The organism is Antarctobacter jejuensis, from assembly GCF_052266595.1.
Classification (GTDB): domain Bacteria; phylum Pseudomonadota; class Alphaproteobacteria; order Rhodobacterales; family Rhodobacteraceae; genus Antarctobacter; species Antarctobacter jejuensis.
Map to the genome: position 1 here is coordinate 26,335 of NZ_JBQQXJ010000004.1, position 15,537 is coordinate 41,871.

At 64.8% G+C, this 15,537-nt stretch carries 12 protein-coding genes; 8 read left to right on the forward strand and 4 right to left on the reverse strand.

The genetic code is table 11. The annotated features are described in order from the left end of the window. Positions 1 to 4: 4 nt before the first annotated feature. The 4 genes from ACTXGA_RS07035 (at position 5) to ACTXGA_RS07050 (ending at position 4,021) form a co-directional block, all read left to right on the forward strand. A complete protein-coding gene (locus ACTXGA_RS07035; protein WP_443392436.1) occupies positions 5 to 1,105 on the forward strand; it encodes a hypothetical protein in 1,101 nt (366 codons plus the stop codon). Between the two features lie 288 nt (positions 1,106 to 1,393). Beyond that, positions 1,394 to 2,401: an ABC transporter substrate-binding protein gene (locus ACTXGA_RS07040; protein WP_443392437.1), complete on the forward strand. Its 1,008-nt coding sequence runs from the start codon at positions 1,394 to 1,396 to the stop codon at positions 2,399 to 2,401. 61 nt (positions 2,402 to 2,462) lie between these two features. Next, a complete protein-coding gene (locus tag ACTXGA_RS07045; protein ID WP_443392438.1) occupies positions 2,463 to 3,263 on the forward strand; it encodes an ABC transporter ATP-binding protein in 801 nt (266 codons plus the stop codon). Next, entirely contained in the window at positions 3,260 to 4,021 is a 762-nt protein-coding gene (locus tag ACTXGA_RS07050) for an ABC transporter permease (RefSeq protein WP_443392439.1), read from the forward strand. Before ACTXGA_RS07045 ends, ACTXGA_RS07050 begins: the two co-directional genes overlap by 4 nt. A 30-nt stretch (positions 4,022 to 4,051) precedes the next feature. Here the strand turns inward: ACTXGA_RS07050 and ACTXGA_RS07055 are convergent, their stop codons facing one another. Both ACTXGA_RS07055 and maiA read right to left on the reverse strand, forming a co-directional pair. Beyond that, a complete protein-coding gene (locus ACTXGA_RS07055; RefSeq protein ID WP_443392440.1) occupies positions 4,052 to 4,177 on the reverse strand; it encodes a hypothetical protein in 126 nt (41 codons plus the stop codon). Positions 4,178 to 4,281: 104 nt separating this feature from the next. Next, a complete protein-coding gene (gene maiA, locus ACTXGA_RS07060; protein WP_443392441.1) occupies positions 4,282 to 4,926 on the reverse strand; it encodes a maleylacetoacetate isomerase in 645 nt (214 codons plus the stop codon). A 126-nt stretch (positions 4,927 to 5,052) separates the two neighbouring features. Between maiA and ACTXGA_RS07065 the strand changes: the two genes are divergently transcribed. The 4 genes from ACTXGA_RS07065 (at position 5,053) to ACTXGA_RS07080 (ending at position 8,672) form a co-directional block, all read left to right on the forward strand. Beyond that, entirely contained in the window at positions 5,053 to 5,922 is an 870-nt protein-coding gene (locus tag ACTXGA_RS07065) for a glucosamine kinase nucleotide-binding domain-containing protein (RefSeq protein WP_443392442.1), read from the forward strand. After that, complete coding sequence (gene nagA, locus ACTXGA_RS07070; RefSeq protein ID WP_443392443.1) at positions 5,919 to 7,061, forward strand: N-acetylglucosamine-6-phosphate deacetylase; 1,143 nt, start codon at positions 5,919 to 5,921, stop codon at positions 7,059 to 7,061. The genes ACTXGA_RS07065 and nagA overlap by 4 nt, the downstream gene beginning before the upstream one ends. Before the next feature lie 109 nt (positions 7,062 to 7,170). Continuing rightward, positions 7,171 to 7,392, forward strand: coding sequence for a hypothetical protein (locus ACTXGA_RS07075; protein WP_443392444.1), 222 nt, complete (start codon positions 7,171 to 7,173; stop codon positions 7,390 to 7,392). A gap of 32 nt (positions 7,393 to 7,424) precedes the next feature. Then, the gene (locus tag ACTXGA_RS07080) at positions 7,425 to 8,672 is read left to right on the forward strand and encodes a lytic murein transglycosylase (protein ID WP_443392445.1); all 1,248 of its coding nucleotides are present in this window, start codon (positions 7,425 to 7,427) and stop codon (positions 8,670 to 8,672) included. A gap of 41 nt (positions 8,673 to 8,713) precedes the next feature. Here the strand turns inward: ACTXGA_RS07080 and ACTXGA_RS07085 are convergent, their stop codons facing one another. Together ACTXGA_RS07085 and ACTXGA_RS07090 are read right to left on the reverse strand one after the other, a co-directional pair. Continuing rightward, positions 8,714 to 13,579, reverse strand: coding sequence for a Hint domain-containing protein (locus tag ACTXGA_RS07085; RefSeq protein ID WP_443392446.1), 4,866 nt, complete (start codon positions 13,577 to 13,579; stop codon positions 8,714 to 8,716). A 240-nt stretch (positions 13,580 to 13,819) separates the two neighbouring features. Further along, positions 13,820 to 15,430: an AfsR/SARP family transcriptional regulator gene (locus ACTXGA_RS07090; RefSeq protein ID WP_443392447.1), complete on the reverse strand. Its 1,611-nt coding sequence runs from the start codon at positions 15,428 to 15,430 to the stop codon at positions 13,820 to 13,822. Between the last annotated feature and the right edge of the window lie 107 nt (positions 15,431 to 15,537).

Here is a 15,537-nt window from a genome sequence, read left to right on the forward strand (position 1 = left end):
GCAGGTGAACACTTTGACAGCCGATACATTGGAAGTGGTGCCTATCGGTTCGGTCTATCTGATCCGCTCACGTGCGTCCGGGGCCGTCATCGTCCTTGGGCAAGCGCATCAGGGCCTTGCACGGGCCGTGGCAGCGGGATCGTCACAGGATGAGCTGTGCGAGGTGGTGGCGCGGGACCTCTCCGTGGCGGAGGCCGACGCACCTGCGGTTCTGGATGAGATCCTGCGCATCTGGCGCGAGGCCGGGCTGTTCGGTGAGGCCCCAAAGCGGGATGGGATCGCCGCGCAGCCTGAAGGCGCGCCGCTCCATTTTCAGGGCAGCGGCGGGGCATTGACGGTTTTCTGTGCGAATGCGCTGATCGCGGCGCAACTGTCGCGTCTGCTGCAGCGCTTTCGCGTCGAACAACCCCCGGACGGGGCAGGAACCACGCAGTTCATCGGCATTGACGGTGATGGATACCGGGTGTGGCGCGACGGCGTGCCGCTCTGGGACCGGTGCGGACGCGATGCCGCGCGGTATTTCACGCTGCGTACGGCGGCGGAGGTTCTGTGCGGTGGCGACAGCACCGGCGCGGTTCTGCATGCCGGGGCGGTGCAGGGGCCGAACGGGGCACTGGTGCTGACCGGGACCAGCGGCAGCGGCAAGTCGACCAGCATCGGCAACCTTGTGGCCGGGGGATCAGGGTATCTGGCGGATGATGTGCTGCCCATTGATGCCAATGGCACGCATCTGTTCAGCTTTCCGGTGCCGCTTGGCCTGAAAGAAGGGGGTGGCAAGGTGCCGACGCTGCAGGCCCTGTATGAGCAGGCAAAGGCGCAACCCTCGCCACGGGAACACGTCAGCTATGTCGATCTGGCCGCAGAGGAGGTGCCGCCAAGGGTGCCGATGCGCGCGCTGATCCTGCCGCGTTACGATGCCGCCGCGCCGGAATGCTTTGTGCCTGTCCCGCCCGAAGAGGCGCTGCGGGACGTGTTGCTGGCCGGGGCGCATTTCCCGAATGGGTCGGTCGCGGCCTTGGCCCGGATGCTGAGCGCCGTGCCGATCTATCGCCTGCATTTTCAATCCACCGAATACGCGCTTGCGCGCTGTCGAGAGGTCATGTGACCCGGTGAGGGGCGCAGCCAAATCGCGCTGAGGGACCGGGCCAAGGCACGCCCGACGGCACATCTGCATCCTTGGCACGGACAGGGTATGGGCGAAGGGTTTTGGGGCCGATTTCGGGGTCGGGTCCTGCCCATCCATTCAACGGTTGCACAATCAACAGGCAGGTTGCACAGTTTTCGCTGTATTTCGGGCGGGGGCCGGTGGGGGTCATCAAACGGGCAGGGGCGGGGTTTCGCCCGAGAATAGCCTGTCTCACTGTCCTGCCCGATAACAAACAGGGAGAATGAAATGATCAGACAGACATTTGCGGCGTTTGCCGCAGCCGCGTCGCTTGCCGGTGCGGCCTTTGCCGAGACGGACGTGCCCTTCGCGCTCGACTGGAAATTCGAGGGGCCCGCTGCGCCCTATTTCGCGGCCATCGACAACGGCCATTTCGCCGCGCAGGACCTGTCGGTCGAGATTTCCGCCGGTCAGGGATCGCTGGACGCCATCCCGAAGGTGGCGACCGGGGCCTTTCCGGTGGGCTTTGCCGACATCAACTCTTTGATCAAGTTCCTGGATCAGAACCCGGGCGCGCCAGTCACGGCCGTCATGATGATCTATGACAAACCGCCCTTTGCCGTGGTGGGGCGCAAGTCTCTGGGCGTCGAGGCGCCGAAGGATCTGGAGGGCAAGGTGCTGGGCGCGCCGCCGCCGGATGGGGCGTGGGCGCAGTTCCCGGCCTTTGCCACCGCCAACGGGCTGGACATGGACAAGATCACGGTAGAGCCGGTGGGCTTTCCCACGCGTGAGCCGATGCTGGCGCAGGGCAACGTGGCCGCGATCACTGGCTTTTCGTTCTCGTCCTACCTGAACCTCGTGCGTCTGGGCGTGCCGGAAGAGGATATCTCGACCCTGTTGATGGCGGATTACGGTCTGCAGCTTTATGGCAACGCGGTCATCGTGAACACCGAGTTTGCGGCTGAGAACCCGGAGATCATCACCGGCTTTCTGACCGCCGTTGCGGCAGGCTGGAAAGACGCCATCGCCGATCCGGCATCGGCCATCGAAAGCCTGGTGGAGCGCAACCCGGCCGCCGATGCGGCGCTGGAAGAGCGCCGCCTGCAACTGTCCATCGACGCCAACGTGCTGACCGACTGGGTTCAGGCAAACGGCCTTGGCGGTATCGACGCGGACCGCATGAGCGCCGCGCTGGAGCAACTGGCCGAGACCTACGAGTTCCAGAATGCCCCCGACGCAAGCCTGTACTTTACCGACGCCTATCTGCCCGACGCCTCGGCGCGGATGCTGAAGTAAGGCTGATCCGGCCCGCGGCGCGCTTTGTGCCGCGGGCCTTTTGCTGCAAGGAGCGTGCCGCGTGTCGCAACCGCTGATCGAGATCAAGGGCGTCAGGCACGCCTACAAGACGGATGCCGGTCCCTTGCCGGTGCTGGATGGGCTGGAATTGAGCGTGCCCGAGGGCGGCTTTGTCGCCGTGGTGGGCCCGTCGGGCTGTGGCAAGTCCACGCTGACGCGTCTGGTGGCCGGGCTGATGAAGCCGGACGTGGGCGAGGTCTGGCTGCATGGAGAGCGGGTCAAGGGGCCGCGGTCGACCGTGGGCATGGCGTTTCAGAACCCTGTCTTGCTGGAATGGCGGACGATCCTGCAGAACGTGATGCTGCCGCTGGAAATCGTGAAGACCGGCATGAACCGCCGGGAACAGGAAGACCGCGCGCGGCATCTGCTGGCGCTGGTGGGTCTTGAAGGGTTCGAGGACAAGCGCCCCAGCGAACTGTCGGGCGGGATGCGCCAGCGGGCGTCGCTGTGCCGGTCCATCGTGCACAAGCCGGATGTTCTGATCCTTGACGAACCGTTCGGGGCGCTGGATGCCTTTACCCGTGAGGACCTGTGGCAGACCATGCACAAGGTCAAGGCAGAGGAGCCTTTTACCGGGGTGCTGATCACCCATGACCTGCGCGAGTCGATCTTTCTGGCCGATCAGGTGGTGGTGCTGTCGGGGCGCCCGGCGCGGACGCAATATGTGATGGATGTGCACCTGACCGGCGAACGGGATCTGGAGCATCTCTACACGCCGGAAAGCGCCGAGGCGCTGAACATCCTGCGTCATCAGATCCAGATCGCGCAGGGACGGGCAAAGGAAGAGGAGCCGGTGCAATGAAGGCGCAGAAGATCCTTGTCCCGGTGGTGGCGCTGGTGGTGTTCGGGCTGTTTTGGGAGTTCCTTGTCTGGGCCAACAACTGGCCGAATTACGTCATGGCCTCGCCGTCGGACCTGCCGCCGGCCTATTCGAAATACTGGAACCTGTTTCTGGTCATGGGCTGGCAGACATTGTGGCGGACGGTTGTCGGGCTGATCCTTGCCATCGTCTTTGGCGTGCTGCTGGGCATGGTCATGGGTTTTTCGCGGCTGATGCGGGATGCGCTGTATCCGCTGCTGGTGGGGTTCAACGCGATCCCCAAGGCGACGGTGGTGCCCATCGTGGCGCTGCTGTTCGTGGGGGCGCATGATTTCAACACGATCCTGATCGCCTTCATGATCTCGTTCTTTCCCATCGCGGTGTCGGTTTCGATCGGATTGTCGACGCTGGAGCCGGAATACCGCGATATCCTGCGGTCGCTGGGGGCCTCGCAGACGACGATCTTCTGGAAGATTGCCCTGCCCAAGACCCTGCCCGAGTTCTTTGGCGCGCTGAAGGTGGCGGTGACGCTGGCCTTTATCGGGACCAACCTGATGGAGATCGTGTCGCCGCATGGCCGGGGGCTGGGCGCCTTGTTCGACAGCGGCAAGACGAACTCCGATTATCCGCTGATGTTCGCGGTGCTGATCGCGCTCGCGCTGATGGGGATCCTGCTCTACTACGTTGTGGTCGCGCTGGAAAAGGTCTTTGCCGGCTGGGCGGAGCGGTCGCCCGGGTAGGCGGCATAGTGGTGCAGGGTCCATTTCGCGTCAGCGATCATGAACGCGGCCGATCGGGGCGTCGACAAAGGTGCACAGCGCGTAATAGGCGGCGAAGGCCTCGCGCCGGTTGTCGTCGCTGCCAAGCTGGCTGTCGGTATCCTCGATGGCATTCATGCGCGCGACCCAAGGGGGCGCCGGATGGCCACCTGCGGGACGGGCCGGGGTCAGATCAGCCGCGCGGCAGAGGCGCTGGGCAAGCAGGGGCTGGGGTCCAGACCCTAGTCCGGCGGCGGGCCGACCTGATCCGGGTGGGCGCGGCGAAAGGCTTCGAGTTCGTCACAGGCGGCGGCCACGCCCCGGATGCGGTGAAACGGCGACAGATCCACGCCCCAGCGGGTTGCATTGTAGAGTTGCGGGATCAGGCAGACATCGGCCATGCCGGGCGAGCTGCCAAGGCAGAAGCGCGTCCCGCCCGGCAACATGGCCTCGACCGCGTGCAGGCCGCGCGTGATGAAGTGCAGCATCCACTGGCGCTTTGCCTCCTCTCCGCCGCCGGACATTTGCGCGGCGTGGCTGGCGACATTCAGATTGCAGACCGGGTGGATTTCCATCGCGATGGCATAGCTGACCTGACGGGTCAGATACTGGCCATAGGGGTCGGACGGCAGCAAGGTCGATCCGGGGATCTGCGCGTGCAGGTATTCGAGGATCGCCAGCGATTGCGTGAACGGCTGCCCGTCGATCAGCAGGGTTGGCAAGAGCCCCTGCGGATTCAGTGCCATGTAATCGTCCGCACGATGTTGTCCGGTCACGAGGTTGATGGGACGGGATTCGTAAGGCAGCCCCAGCAGGTTGAGCGCGATGCGCACCCGATAGCTCGCCGAAGAGCGCCAGTAATCGTACAGGATGAAGGATGTGCTCATCTCCGCTCCTCCCAAAGCGTCTGGTGATCTGGCGGCATATTGCCGGGAACCGCGCGCTGCGTCACCAACCCCCGGCGCGGCATTTCGCGCTTTTGTGGTGGGCGGGCCTGTGCCAAAGATTCCGTCATGATGAATGTGGCGTACGATTTCCTGATTGCGGTGGATGGCGGTGGCTCTGGCTGCCGGGCGTTGGTGGCCGACGGCAAGGGGCATGTGCTGGGCCGGGGAAAGAGCGGACCCGCCAACGTGACAACCGATGTGACACAGGCGGCGCGGAATGTCCGGCAGGCGATCGAAGGGGCCTGTGCGGAGGCGGAGGTCGGGCCTACGGACTGTATCGGGGCGCATCTGGGACTGGCGGGGGCGCTGACGCCCGCGCTGCAGGCACAGGTTGCCGAGGCTGTCGGATTGCCCCGGGCCACGGTCAGCGACGATCTGGACACCATGTTGGCCGGGGCGCTGGGCGGCGCGGACGGGGTGCTGGCGGCGATCGGCACGGGATCCGTTCTGGCGGCTCACCGGCGCGGCAAGGTGCGGCGCGTGGGCGGATGGGGTCTGCAGGTTTCGGATCAGGCGTCTGGCGCGTGGCTGGGCCGGGCGCTGCTGGAACAGGTCTTGTTGAGTCACGACGGGCTGTCGCCTCACAGTGATCTGACGCGGACGCTGGGTGATGAAATGGGCGGGGCGCTGGGCATCGTGGGTTTTGCGGCCACGGCCCGGCCTGCCGATTATGCCGCGCTGGCGCCGCGTATCGTGGCCGCCAGCGGGGATGCGACGGCCACTGCGCTGATGGCGCGGGGCGCGGATTACCTGCTGCGCGGGATCGAGGCGCTGGACTGGCAGCCGGGTGAGGCGCTGTGTCTGAGTGGCGGGCTGGGGCCAGCCTATGCCGCCCTGCTGCCAGAGCGGATGCGGGCGGCGATGGTGTCCCCGAAAGGAACGGCGCTGGACGGCGCGCTGCTGCTCGCGCAGCGACTGCGGGAGGACGCGACATGAGCCGGATCACCTATACCGGCGCGCGGATCTTTGACGGCACACAGATCGTCGACGGCCACGCGCTGATCCTTGAGGACGGGCGGGTGGCGGGCATCGTCCCGGACACGCAGGCACCCAAAGAGAGCCGCCACATTGCTTTGGAGGGCGGGGTCCTGACGCCCGGGTTTGTCGACCTGCAGGCCAATGGCGGCGGCGGGATGATGTTCAACGACGAAACCAGCGTCGAGGGGCTGCGGGTGATCGCCGCCGCGCATTGGCGGACCGGCACGCGTGCCTTTCTGCCGACGCTGATCACGGATACGCCGGACAAGACCGTTGCGGCGATCGCGGCGGTCGAAGAGGCCGTGTCGGACGGGGTGCGCGGCATCGCGGGCCTGCATCTTGAAGGGCCGCATCTGGATGTTGCGCGCAAGGGCGCACATGATCCTGAGCTGATCCGCAAGATGACGACAGCGGATGTGGATGTTCTGTGCGAGGCGGTTCAACGCCTGCCAAGGCTCAAGGTGACGCTGGCGCCAGAGTCCTGCACGCCTGCGCAGATTTCACGCCTGTCGCGATCCGGTGTGCTGATCTCTTTGGGGCATACCGACTGTCGGTATGACGTGGCGCGGGTGGCCTTCAGCGCGGGGGCCAGCCTTGTCACCCATCTGTTCAACGCCATGAGCGGGCTGGGCCACCGTGAGCCGGGTCTTGTGGGGGCGACGCTGGAAACCGGTCCGGTGTCTGTCGGGCTGATTGCCGACGGCCATCACGTCCATCCGGCCGCCATCCGGATTGCGTTGGCGTCCAAGCGGGGGCCGGGGCAGGTGTATCTTGTCACCGATGCCATGGCGACGCTCGGTTCTGACGTGCAGGAATTCCAGCTCAATGGCCGGCGGGTCCTGCGCGGCGACAGTCGGCTGATGCTGGAGGACGGGACATTGGCCGGGGCCGATCTGACCATGCCGCAGGCCCTGCGCTACCTGACGCAAGAGTTGTGCCTGCCCGAAGAAGATGCGCTTGCCAAGGCGACGTCGATACCCGGGGCGATCCTTGACGGTGGCGCGGCGCTGGGCCGCTTCGTCACGGGGCAGCCAGCCACACCCGTCTATCTGGACCCGGATGGGGTCTACCAAGAGGTGGATCCCGCCCTGTCATAGACCGCGACCTTGGGCGACAAGGCGCCTTTGATCCAAATTTCCCCTTACAAAGCAAGCGTATCGCGGTATTTCCGGAGATCAGTGTTTGATCCTGATGGGATGGGGAAAGTTGAGCATCAGAATTTTCCACTGCCGGTGCAATCACAAGCTGCGGTTTGGCACCAGCACCTGCAGCTACTGTTTTCGCCCGACACCGATCTACAACCGATGGTGGTTGCCGCCGCTGGCGGTGGCACTGGTGGCGCTTTTTGTCTTTGTGTCGGTTGCAAACGGGGCCTTCGGAGCGCCGGGCGATTACACACGATTGCAGGCGGTGCCGTCGCTGGGATAACCTGCCAGAAAACAAGAGGCAGGAGTTATCACATGCACATGGGCAGACGCGGTTTTGCCTTGGGTCTTTCGGCGATCTGGCTGGGCGGATGCGCGCCCGGCGTTGGTCTGCCGCAGGTCGCAAGGCCCGATCCGGCGCTGGAACCCGGGCTGCGTCCGCAGCCAAATGCGTCGTACGATCAATGGGTTGTCGCATTCAAGGCGCGCGCGCGGGAGCGCGGGATCACGCAGGACACGCTGGACCGCGCCTTTCGCGGGCAGGGCTATCTGCCCGGCGTGATCGAACGCGACCGCAACCAGACCGAATTCAAACGTTCGCTGGAGGATTACCTGGCGATCGTGGCGCCGGAAGAGAAAGTCACCTTCGGTCGGCAACTTTACGCGCAACAGAAATCCGCTCTCGCGCTGGTTGAGGCGCAGTACGGCGTGCCGGGGCAGGTCATGGCCTCGATCTGGGGGGTCGAAAGCTATTTCGGCACCAAACGCGGCAAAATCCCGGTGATTTCGGCCACCTCGACGTTGGCCTGGGAAGGGCGGCGCGGTCGCTTTTTCGAATCGAACCTGATGGACGCGCTGCGGATCGTTCAGACCGGCGATGCGCGGCCCGATCAACTGGTGGGCAGCTGGGCCGGGGCGATGGGGCATACCCAGCTGATCCCCAACGCCTACCAGGAACATTCGGTGGATTTCGACGGCGACGGCAAGCGCGACATCTGGTCGGACAACCCGATCGACGCCTTTGCCACGACGGCGCGGTTCCTGTCCCGCGCGGGCTGGAAACGCGGTCAGGCCTGGGCCATCGAGGTGCGCCTGCCGAGCGGATACGCGGGCCCTCTGGGCCGCAAGAACCGCGCCGCGGTTTCGCGGTTTAGTGACCTTGGCGTGCGTCCCGTACGCGGCGGCGCGTTGCCGGATCACGGGTCGGCGGCGGTGCTTGCGCCGATGGGCGTTGGACGCCCGGCGTTTCTGGTCTTCCACAACTTCAACATGATCCTGCGCTACAACCCGTCCGAGAATTACGGTCTGGCGGTGGGCTATCTTGCCGATCGTCTTGCCGGGGCCGGGCCACTGGTCGGGGATTTCGGTCGCGATGACAGCGGCCTGACGCTGGAGGATCGCAAGGCGCTGCAGCGCGGGTTGACACGGGCCGGGTTCGATGCGGGCACCCCGGACGGGGTGATCGGCAAAAAGACAGAGGCCGCCATCAGCGGCTATCAGGCGGCGAAGGGGCTGACCGTAACCGGCCAGCCATCGCGGGCGTTGCTGGATCTGTTGAAGTAACGGCCTGCGCCGTCCCCTTGTCGGGGGGGCGGCCACCCGTCTTAGGCGGCGAGCAGCAGTTTCGCCTGAGACGCCTTGAGCGAGGCGCGCGCGGCGGCATAGGCCGCGCGTCCCGGCGCATTGGAAAGTTCCGGGAACAGGGTCAGCAATTCGTTGCGCTGCGCACTGTCCAGCCCTGACAGCGACAGGTCGCCGGGCTGAAAGCTTTCCGTCCACGCGCCGTCCGACATGACCAGTTCATGGGCGTTGAACATGAAGTGCACATAGGTCACGCCCTCTGGCGGGCAGATGCGGGTGACGCCCGGACGGCCGACCAGATGGCTGGTCGCCACCAGCACTTCGTCCTCTCCGAACAGCAGTTCCACCGCCGCGCCGCCAATCACAACGCGGTGCTGGGGAGAGACAACCATATCCCGTTCGGGCATGCCCCGGCCAAGGGCGCCGGCCGCGATGCGGATCGGGCGCAGGGCCGGTTCGGCCTTTAGTTCGGCGCCCGTCAGGGTTTTCGAACCGGACCAAAGCACGCGCTTGTATCCGTTGTCGCGGGTCAGGACACGGTCGCCGCGCTGTATCTGGGCGGCGTCCACCTCTCCCTTGGCGGTCTTGATCAGCGTCCCGGGGGTGAAACAGGGGGTGTAGTTGACGTTCTCGATTTCCGAGAAGGTCAGAACCGACCCGTCCAGCCATTCCACGGTCCCGGATTCCGCCCCGGTCATGGTGATGACGGCGGGGCCGGTGATGTTCAGCGTGTCGCCTGCGGTTTCAGCGGTTTCGCCGCCGGAAATGCTCAGCGCCGCGCCGTTCACATCGCCTGCGGTGACGTTGAAGGTGTCATCGCCGCCGCCACCTTGGGCGACATCGCCGGAGCCTATGTTCAGGATGTCGTCGCCTGCGCCGCCATCCAGCGTGTCCGCGCCGGCCCCGCCGGTCAGAACGTCCGCGCCATCCTCGCCCAGAAGCGAGTCGTTGCCGCTGCCGCCTGTGACGGTATCGGCGCCACCAGCGGCGGCGACGGTCATGCCCGCGCTGTCGGCGGTGCCGTCGACGCTGTCCGCGCCGCCGGTCAGGGTCAGCGCCTCGATTTCCGAAAACAGGGCGGTATCGGTGCCGTCTGTGAGGCTGCCGCTTTCGTCGCCGGTAAAGGTGACGGTGACGGGGGAGGTCAGGCCGGAGGCATCGACCGTATCGCCGTCAGTGCCGGTGGTCGCAGTTTCGCCGCCGACAAGGGTGTCCGCACCAAAGCCATCGCCGAGGATCAGCGTATCCGCATCGGCCCCGCCAAGTACCGAGTCCGCGCCCGCGCCGCCCAGCAGCAAATCCGCGCCTTCGCCGCCGTCGAGCGTGTCCGCGCCGCTTTCACCCAAGAGCGAGTCCGCGCCGGTGCCACCCAGAACGCTGTCGTCGCCCAGCCCGGCCAAGACGGTGTCATCGCCGCCATAGGAAAGGATCGTGTCGTCCTGCGAGCCGCCCACGCCGTCGGCATTGTCGACGAAATCCCCGGTCGGGTCGCCGCCGTAGGTGCCGTCGATCAGGTCTCCGGTTGCGCTGCCCTCGACGAGGAAATCGCCGGTAAAGAGCGGGATTCCTATGGCGTTCAGCTGTTCCGGGGTCTGCACCTCGGTGATGTTCACACCCGACAGGGTGATCGTCTCGCCATTGGGGAAGGTGAGGATGGCATCACCGGTGCCGTCGCCATTGGTGTCCGACACCGTGACGTCGCCGGTGTTGACCGGATTGCCGTCCAGATCGGTCAGGCCGGTGACGTCCAGCAGGTCATTGCCTGCGTAGACACCGCCGCCAAGGTCTGTGGGGGTCTCGAAGCTGGACACCACGTCACTGCCGAACCCGTCGGTCAGGATCACGACATCGGTTTCGCCGTCGGCCGCGCCAAGGTCGATGGTGTCGTCGCCGGTGCCGCCGTCCACGGTATCCGCACCGCTGGAGGTCAGGATGCTGTCGTTGCCTGCGCCGCCAAGGACGCTGTCGTTGTCCAGGCCGGAAAAGATCGTGTCATCGCCGCCGCCCGCGATGATCGTGTCATCGCCCGCGTTGCCGATGATGTTTTCCGCCCCGGCGGAGCCGATCACGCTGTCGTTGCCGGTGCCCAGCTGTAAGCTCTCGATTTCCTCGAAGGTCGTGGTCGAGATGCCGTCCGTGATGGTGCCGGTTTCTGCGTCGGAGAAGGTGATGGTCAGGTCGTCGGTGACAGAGGACAGGTTGATCCGGTCGCCCTGCGTCTCGCCGGTTTCGCCGCCGACGATGCTGTCGTTGTCCAGCGCGACGTCGATAAAGATCTCATCGTCGCCGGATTCGCCAAAGATGGTGTCGTCGCCAAGGCCCGCGTCGATGGTGTCATCACCGGCGCCCGCCTGAACGACATCGTCGTTGTCCAGCGTGGCGTTGTCGGTGTTGTCGATCCGGTCGCCCTGCGGGTCGTTCAGGTAGTCGCCGTTGATCAGGTCGCCGGACGCCGTTCCGCTGACGATGTAATCCAGCGGGGCAGGGGGGATGCCCATCGCCTGCAACTGATAGGGGTTCGAGACATCCGCCGGGCTGACACCCGTCAGGGTCAGCGACTCGCCATTGGGAAAGGTCAGGATGGCATCGCCGGTGCCGTCGCCATTGGTGTCGGTCACGGTGACGTCCGCCACGTCGACCGGATTGCCGCCCGCGTCTGTCAGTCCGCTGACGTCCAGCAGGTCATTGCCGGAATAGCTGCCGCCGCCAAGGTCCGTGGGGGCGGCAAAACCCGCGACCGTGTCAGACCCCGACCCATCCGCCAGCACCAGCGTATCGGTGCCCGCGCCCAGCGTGATGGTTTCGATCTCGCCAAAGCTGAGTGTGTCTGTGCCATCGGTGACGGTGCCTGCTTCGGGGTCGGCTGCGGTCAGATCGACCGTGATGGCGGAGGTGACGGCGGAGAGGTCCAGCACGTCGCCTGCGGTCTCTCCGGTGCTGTCGCCAAAGATGGTGTCGTTGCCAAAGCCGTTCTCGACAACAAAGGTATCGTCGCCGCTGCCGCCCTGCAGGTTGTCGCTGCCCGCGCCGCCCGCGATGGAATCGTTGCCCGCATCCCCGAAGACGGAGTCGTTGCCGTCGCCGCCTGTGAGGGTGTCGTCACCGTCCCCGCCGCGCAGGGTGTCATTGTCCGCGCCGCCATCCAGAGAGTCGGCGGAGGAGGTGCCGGTGATCGAATCGTCGCCGCCACCACCGGCGACCGTGGCCCCGGTGGTCGAGGCCCCGTACCCGCCGTCGAAGATATCGTTCTGATCGGTGAGCGTGTAGCCCTCGATCTGCGTATAGGTCAGCGTGTCGGTGCCGTCCGTCGCCGTTCCGGCCTCGTCGCCGGTCATCGTGACCGTGACGCCGCTGGTCAGGCTGGAAAAGTCGATGACGTCATAGTCCGCGCCGGTCGAAACCGCCTCACCGCCGATGACGATGTCCGGGCCAAAGCCGTCTTCGACAAGGATGACGTCCTGATCCGCGCCGCCGTCGATGCTGTCTGTGCCAAGGCCACCGGCCAGTGTGTCCTGACCGGTGCCGCCCAGCAGCGTGTCGTTGCCGTCAATGCCGTAGACAAGGTCATTGCCGGCCCCGGCGTCGATCAGGTCATCCTGGCTTTCCGGGGTGGAGGCGATCACCGTGGGCGGATTGCTGAACCCGTCGGTGCTGAACGAATAGTTGGTGCCACCCCCGCGCGAGGTGACGGTAAAGACCAGCTGTTGCTGATCCGAATAGGAAAACTGCGCCCAGTGGTTCTGATCCACGTTGCCGGAACTGGTGTTGTCAGAGTTCGCGCCCAGTTCCTCGCCGCTGTCAGCAACGGACAGGTTGGTCGCAGGCGAAGACGACACGGAGACGCTTTGCACATCGGCGGATTGCGCGGTCACGCTTTCCGCCGTGGTGTCCACATCTCGGAAGGTGAACAGGCCAGTGATCTTGATCGGCTCGCCCGTAGCCTGATCGAAGAACTCAAAGCTCAGCGTGACCTCGGTGCCCGCATCGGCATCGCGCCCGCGGTTGAGGTAGACCGCGTTGTTGTTGAACTCGATATCGATGTTGGGGTCTTCGGAATCGAGGATGGTCAGGCGGGCCTGGACCACCGTTCCGTCACTGGTGACGCCAATGTTGTCATAGATGGCATACATGCCGGTGACGCCATTGCCTTCGTCCCCGGTTTCGCCAATCGAGTTGAAATTGAAACTGGACAGTGTACCCGCACTGGTGCCGACGTCGCTGCCATCGCCATAGATGGTATCGTCACCCGCGCCCGAGATGATGGTGTCCTGACCGGACCCGCCGGTGATCAGGTCCGCGCCGTCCCCGGTGGTGATGCTGTCCGCGCCGGTGCCGCCGTCGATGGTGTTGTCGCCCGCCGTGGCGCTGAGCACATCGGCCCCTGCACCGCCCTGCAATTCGTCGTTGCCGGTCGAGTTCAGGGTGTCCTGTCCGTCGCCGCCAAGGATGGTGTTGTTGCCGCCAGTGGCGTTCAGGACTTCGTCGCCGTCGCCAAGGTTGACGAAATCGCCGCCATCGACGCCTGTGACGGTGTCGTTGCCGTCGCCGGTAAAGATCGTGTCGGTGCCGGATCCGATATCGATGTTTTCGGCAAAGCCGGAGCCGATATGAGAATCCGAGCCGTCCGGCAGGATGATAGTGTCGAAATAGGCGAACTGTGTGCCGCCACCCAGTGCGGCATCGCTTGGGCCGACGTGGGTCGAATCTTCGACGGTGTAGGTTGTTGTGCCATTGGACAGGGTCAGAAGACCCGAAATGGTGTCATAGCTGACCGTGTATCCCGGTCCAAGCGCCGAGAAATCCAGCGTGTGCCCGACGCTGCCCTGGTTGATGCTCGACCAGAATGCCGCCGAGTTCCAGTTCGATGTCGTGACCGAATACGTCGCCATGCTGCGCGATCCCTACCCTACACACCAAAGGCAAGAATGCGCCGCCGCGTCTGCGCGTAGCGTGCTGCCTGCTCTGCCTCGTTAATTCTTTAACCCGGCTTGTGCCGCCGGTGTCCATTAGCCCCAGCAATACGGCGCATTTAAGACTAATTCAGGAGAGTTTATGAACCCGCCCCAGCCGGGGCGGGGGAGTGTTGCAGCAAGGGAACACAATTGGTCCGATATTGGGGGTGGATCGGCCTAAAGCAGAGCCCTGATCGGCTCCAGCAACCCATTGCTGCGCAGTGTGCGAACCGGGTAGCTGTCGTCGTTCACCAGCCGATCCAGCGAAAATCCCGGTTCGATCTTGGCCAGTTTTTCGGCCACCGCCTGCGCCTTGTCCAGCTGGCCCTCCAGCGCATAGAGCGCCAGCAGGTGACGGTGCGCGGGGCGGGACAGGGGGGCGTTGCGCGCCGCGGCCTCACCGGCCTCGATCGCTTCTTGCGGGCGGTTGCAGGCAATGGCGATGATGCAATGCCCGGTGTCCCAGTAGTGTTTGAAAGGGGAGGTGCGCGCGATCCGGCAGGCGCGTTCGGAGGCTTTGAACGCGCCGTTCAGATCGCCCGACAGGATCAGCGCATCCGACAGGGATTTCCATGCAAAGGCATTGGCCGGATTGCGTTCCACGGCGTTCTGCGCAAGATCCAGCACCCCGGCCGTATCGCCGAACGCGGTAGAGCGGACCTTGGAGATGATGGCATGCACCAGCACGTTGTCGGGCGCCAGTTCCATGGCGCGATAGTGCAGGTCGACCGCCTCTTCCAGCAGGGGGGCCTGATCCTCTTCGGCCATCTCGATCATCTGGGTCAGACGGATCATGCTGGCCCAGGCAAGGTAGACGCCGTTTTCGTCCCGACGAAAGGCCTGATCCATGAGGCCGTAAGCCTCTCTCAGCGCGTCCTTTTCGAAGGAAAACATCCGGTAGAGACCCAGTCGTGACAGCGCGGTGGACCGGGTTTCCGGGCGGTCCTTTTCCAGAACATGTGGCAGCTTGCCGATGATCTGGTCGGCGGCCTCGAAAACGGTGCGCGAAATGCCGATTTCGGCGGTCAGGATGTCCTCAATCCGGGTCAGCTGTTGCAGCTTGGAATAGAGGATGCGGGCGCTGGGCTGATGGGTCGCCTTGATGAACAGGGCATGACCGCCATCCTTGTTGTCGACCAGTTGTGTGCTGATGAGGATGTCGCTGGGCGGGGCGCTTGCGGGCAGACACATGTCCGTTTCCGACTGGCGCCACGCGCGAACCTGTTCGGCGATGTTCTCGCCGATCTGGTTGGCCAGAACCTCGCCGAGCATCTGGTCTCGGCCGGGTTTTTCGGCGGTGACGCGGCAATTGATCAGGATGCCGCGGCTGTCGGTCGGGCTGGCCTTGGCCAGCTTTGCCATCAGCGCGGCGCGTTCCTGTCGCAGCCAGTCCTCGAATTCGGGGTCGCGCACGTCCATGCCCTGCAGCAATTCGGTGCGATCGTCCTCTGGCACCACCTCTTCGAGCAGGTCGACGGTGACGCGCCGGCGGTCAAGGCTGACACCGGTCCGGTCGGCGATCAGCACATCCGCCGCGTCGCCAAGGGCGCTGCGCAGTTTCGACAGCGCCTGCCGCAGGTTTGCGCTGGCCTGTTCCGGGCCAAAGGTCGACCACAGCTTGTCCTCGATCCAGCGGCGGGGCCGTGTCATGTCGGGCGACAGAGCCAGCATCGCCAACAGGGCCTGATTCTTGGCGCCTTTCACAAGCAGCAGCACGCCGTCGCCGTCTCGGACCTGAAAGGGCCCAAGTACGGTGATTCCGATTTTGCTGTCGTGACCTTCTGTCATGGAAATCCTGATGCTTCGCGTGACAGGCTAGCACTGCCTTAACGCGGCGGCAACGGACGTGAAATTTTCGTAAATCACTTGCCGTGAGGGAAGTTAACCTTTGACCT

Excerpts from the sequence above, each read along its gene's own strand:
- ACTXGA_RS07040 (WP_443392437.1), top strand. The coding sequence starts at position 1,394 with ATGATCAGACAGACATTTGCGGCGTTTGCCGCAGCCGCGTCGCTTGCC.
- ACTXGA_RS07050 (WP_443392439.1), top strand. The coding sequence starts at position 3,260 with ATGAAGGCGCAGAAGATCCTTGTCCCGGTGGTGGCGCTGGTGGTGTTC.
- ACTXGA_RS07055 (WP_443392440.1), bottom strand. The coding sequence starts at position 4,177 with ATGAATGCCATCGAGGATACCGACAGCCAGCTTGGCAGCGACGACAAC.
- maiA (WP_443392441.1), bottom strand. The coding sequence starts at position 4,926 with ATGAGCACATCCTTCATCCTGTACGATTACTGGCGCTCTTCGGCGAGC.
- ACTXGA_RS07065 (WP_443392442.1), top strand. The coding sequence starts at position 5,053 with ATGATGAATGTGGCGTACGATTTCCTGATTGCGGTGGATGGCGGTGGC.
- nagA (WP_443392443.1), top strand. The coding sequence starts at position 5,919 with ATGAGCCGGATCACCTATACCGGCGCGCGGATCTTTGACGGCACACAG.
- ACTXGA_RS07080 (WP_443392445.1), top strand. The coding sequence starts at position 7,425 with ATGCACATGGGCAGACGCGGTTTTGCCTTGGGTCTTTCGGCGATCTGG.
- ACTXGA_RS07085 (WP_443392446.1), bottom strand. The coding sequence starts at position 13,579 with ATGGCGACGTATTCGGTCACGACATCGAACTGGAACTCGGCGGCATTC.
- ACTXGA_RS07090 (WP_443392447.1), bottom strand. The coding sequence starts at position 15,430 with ATGACAGAAGGTCACGACAGCAAAATCGGAATCACCGTACTTGGGCCC.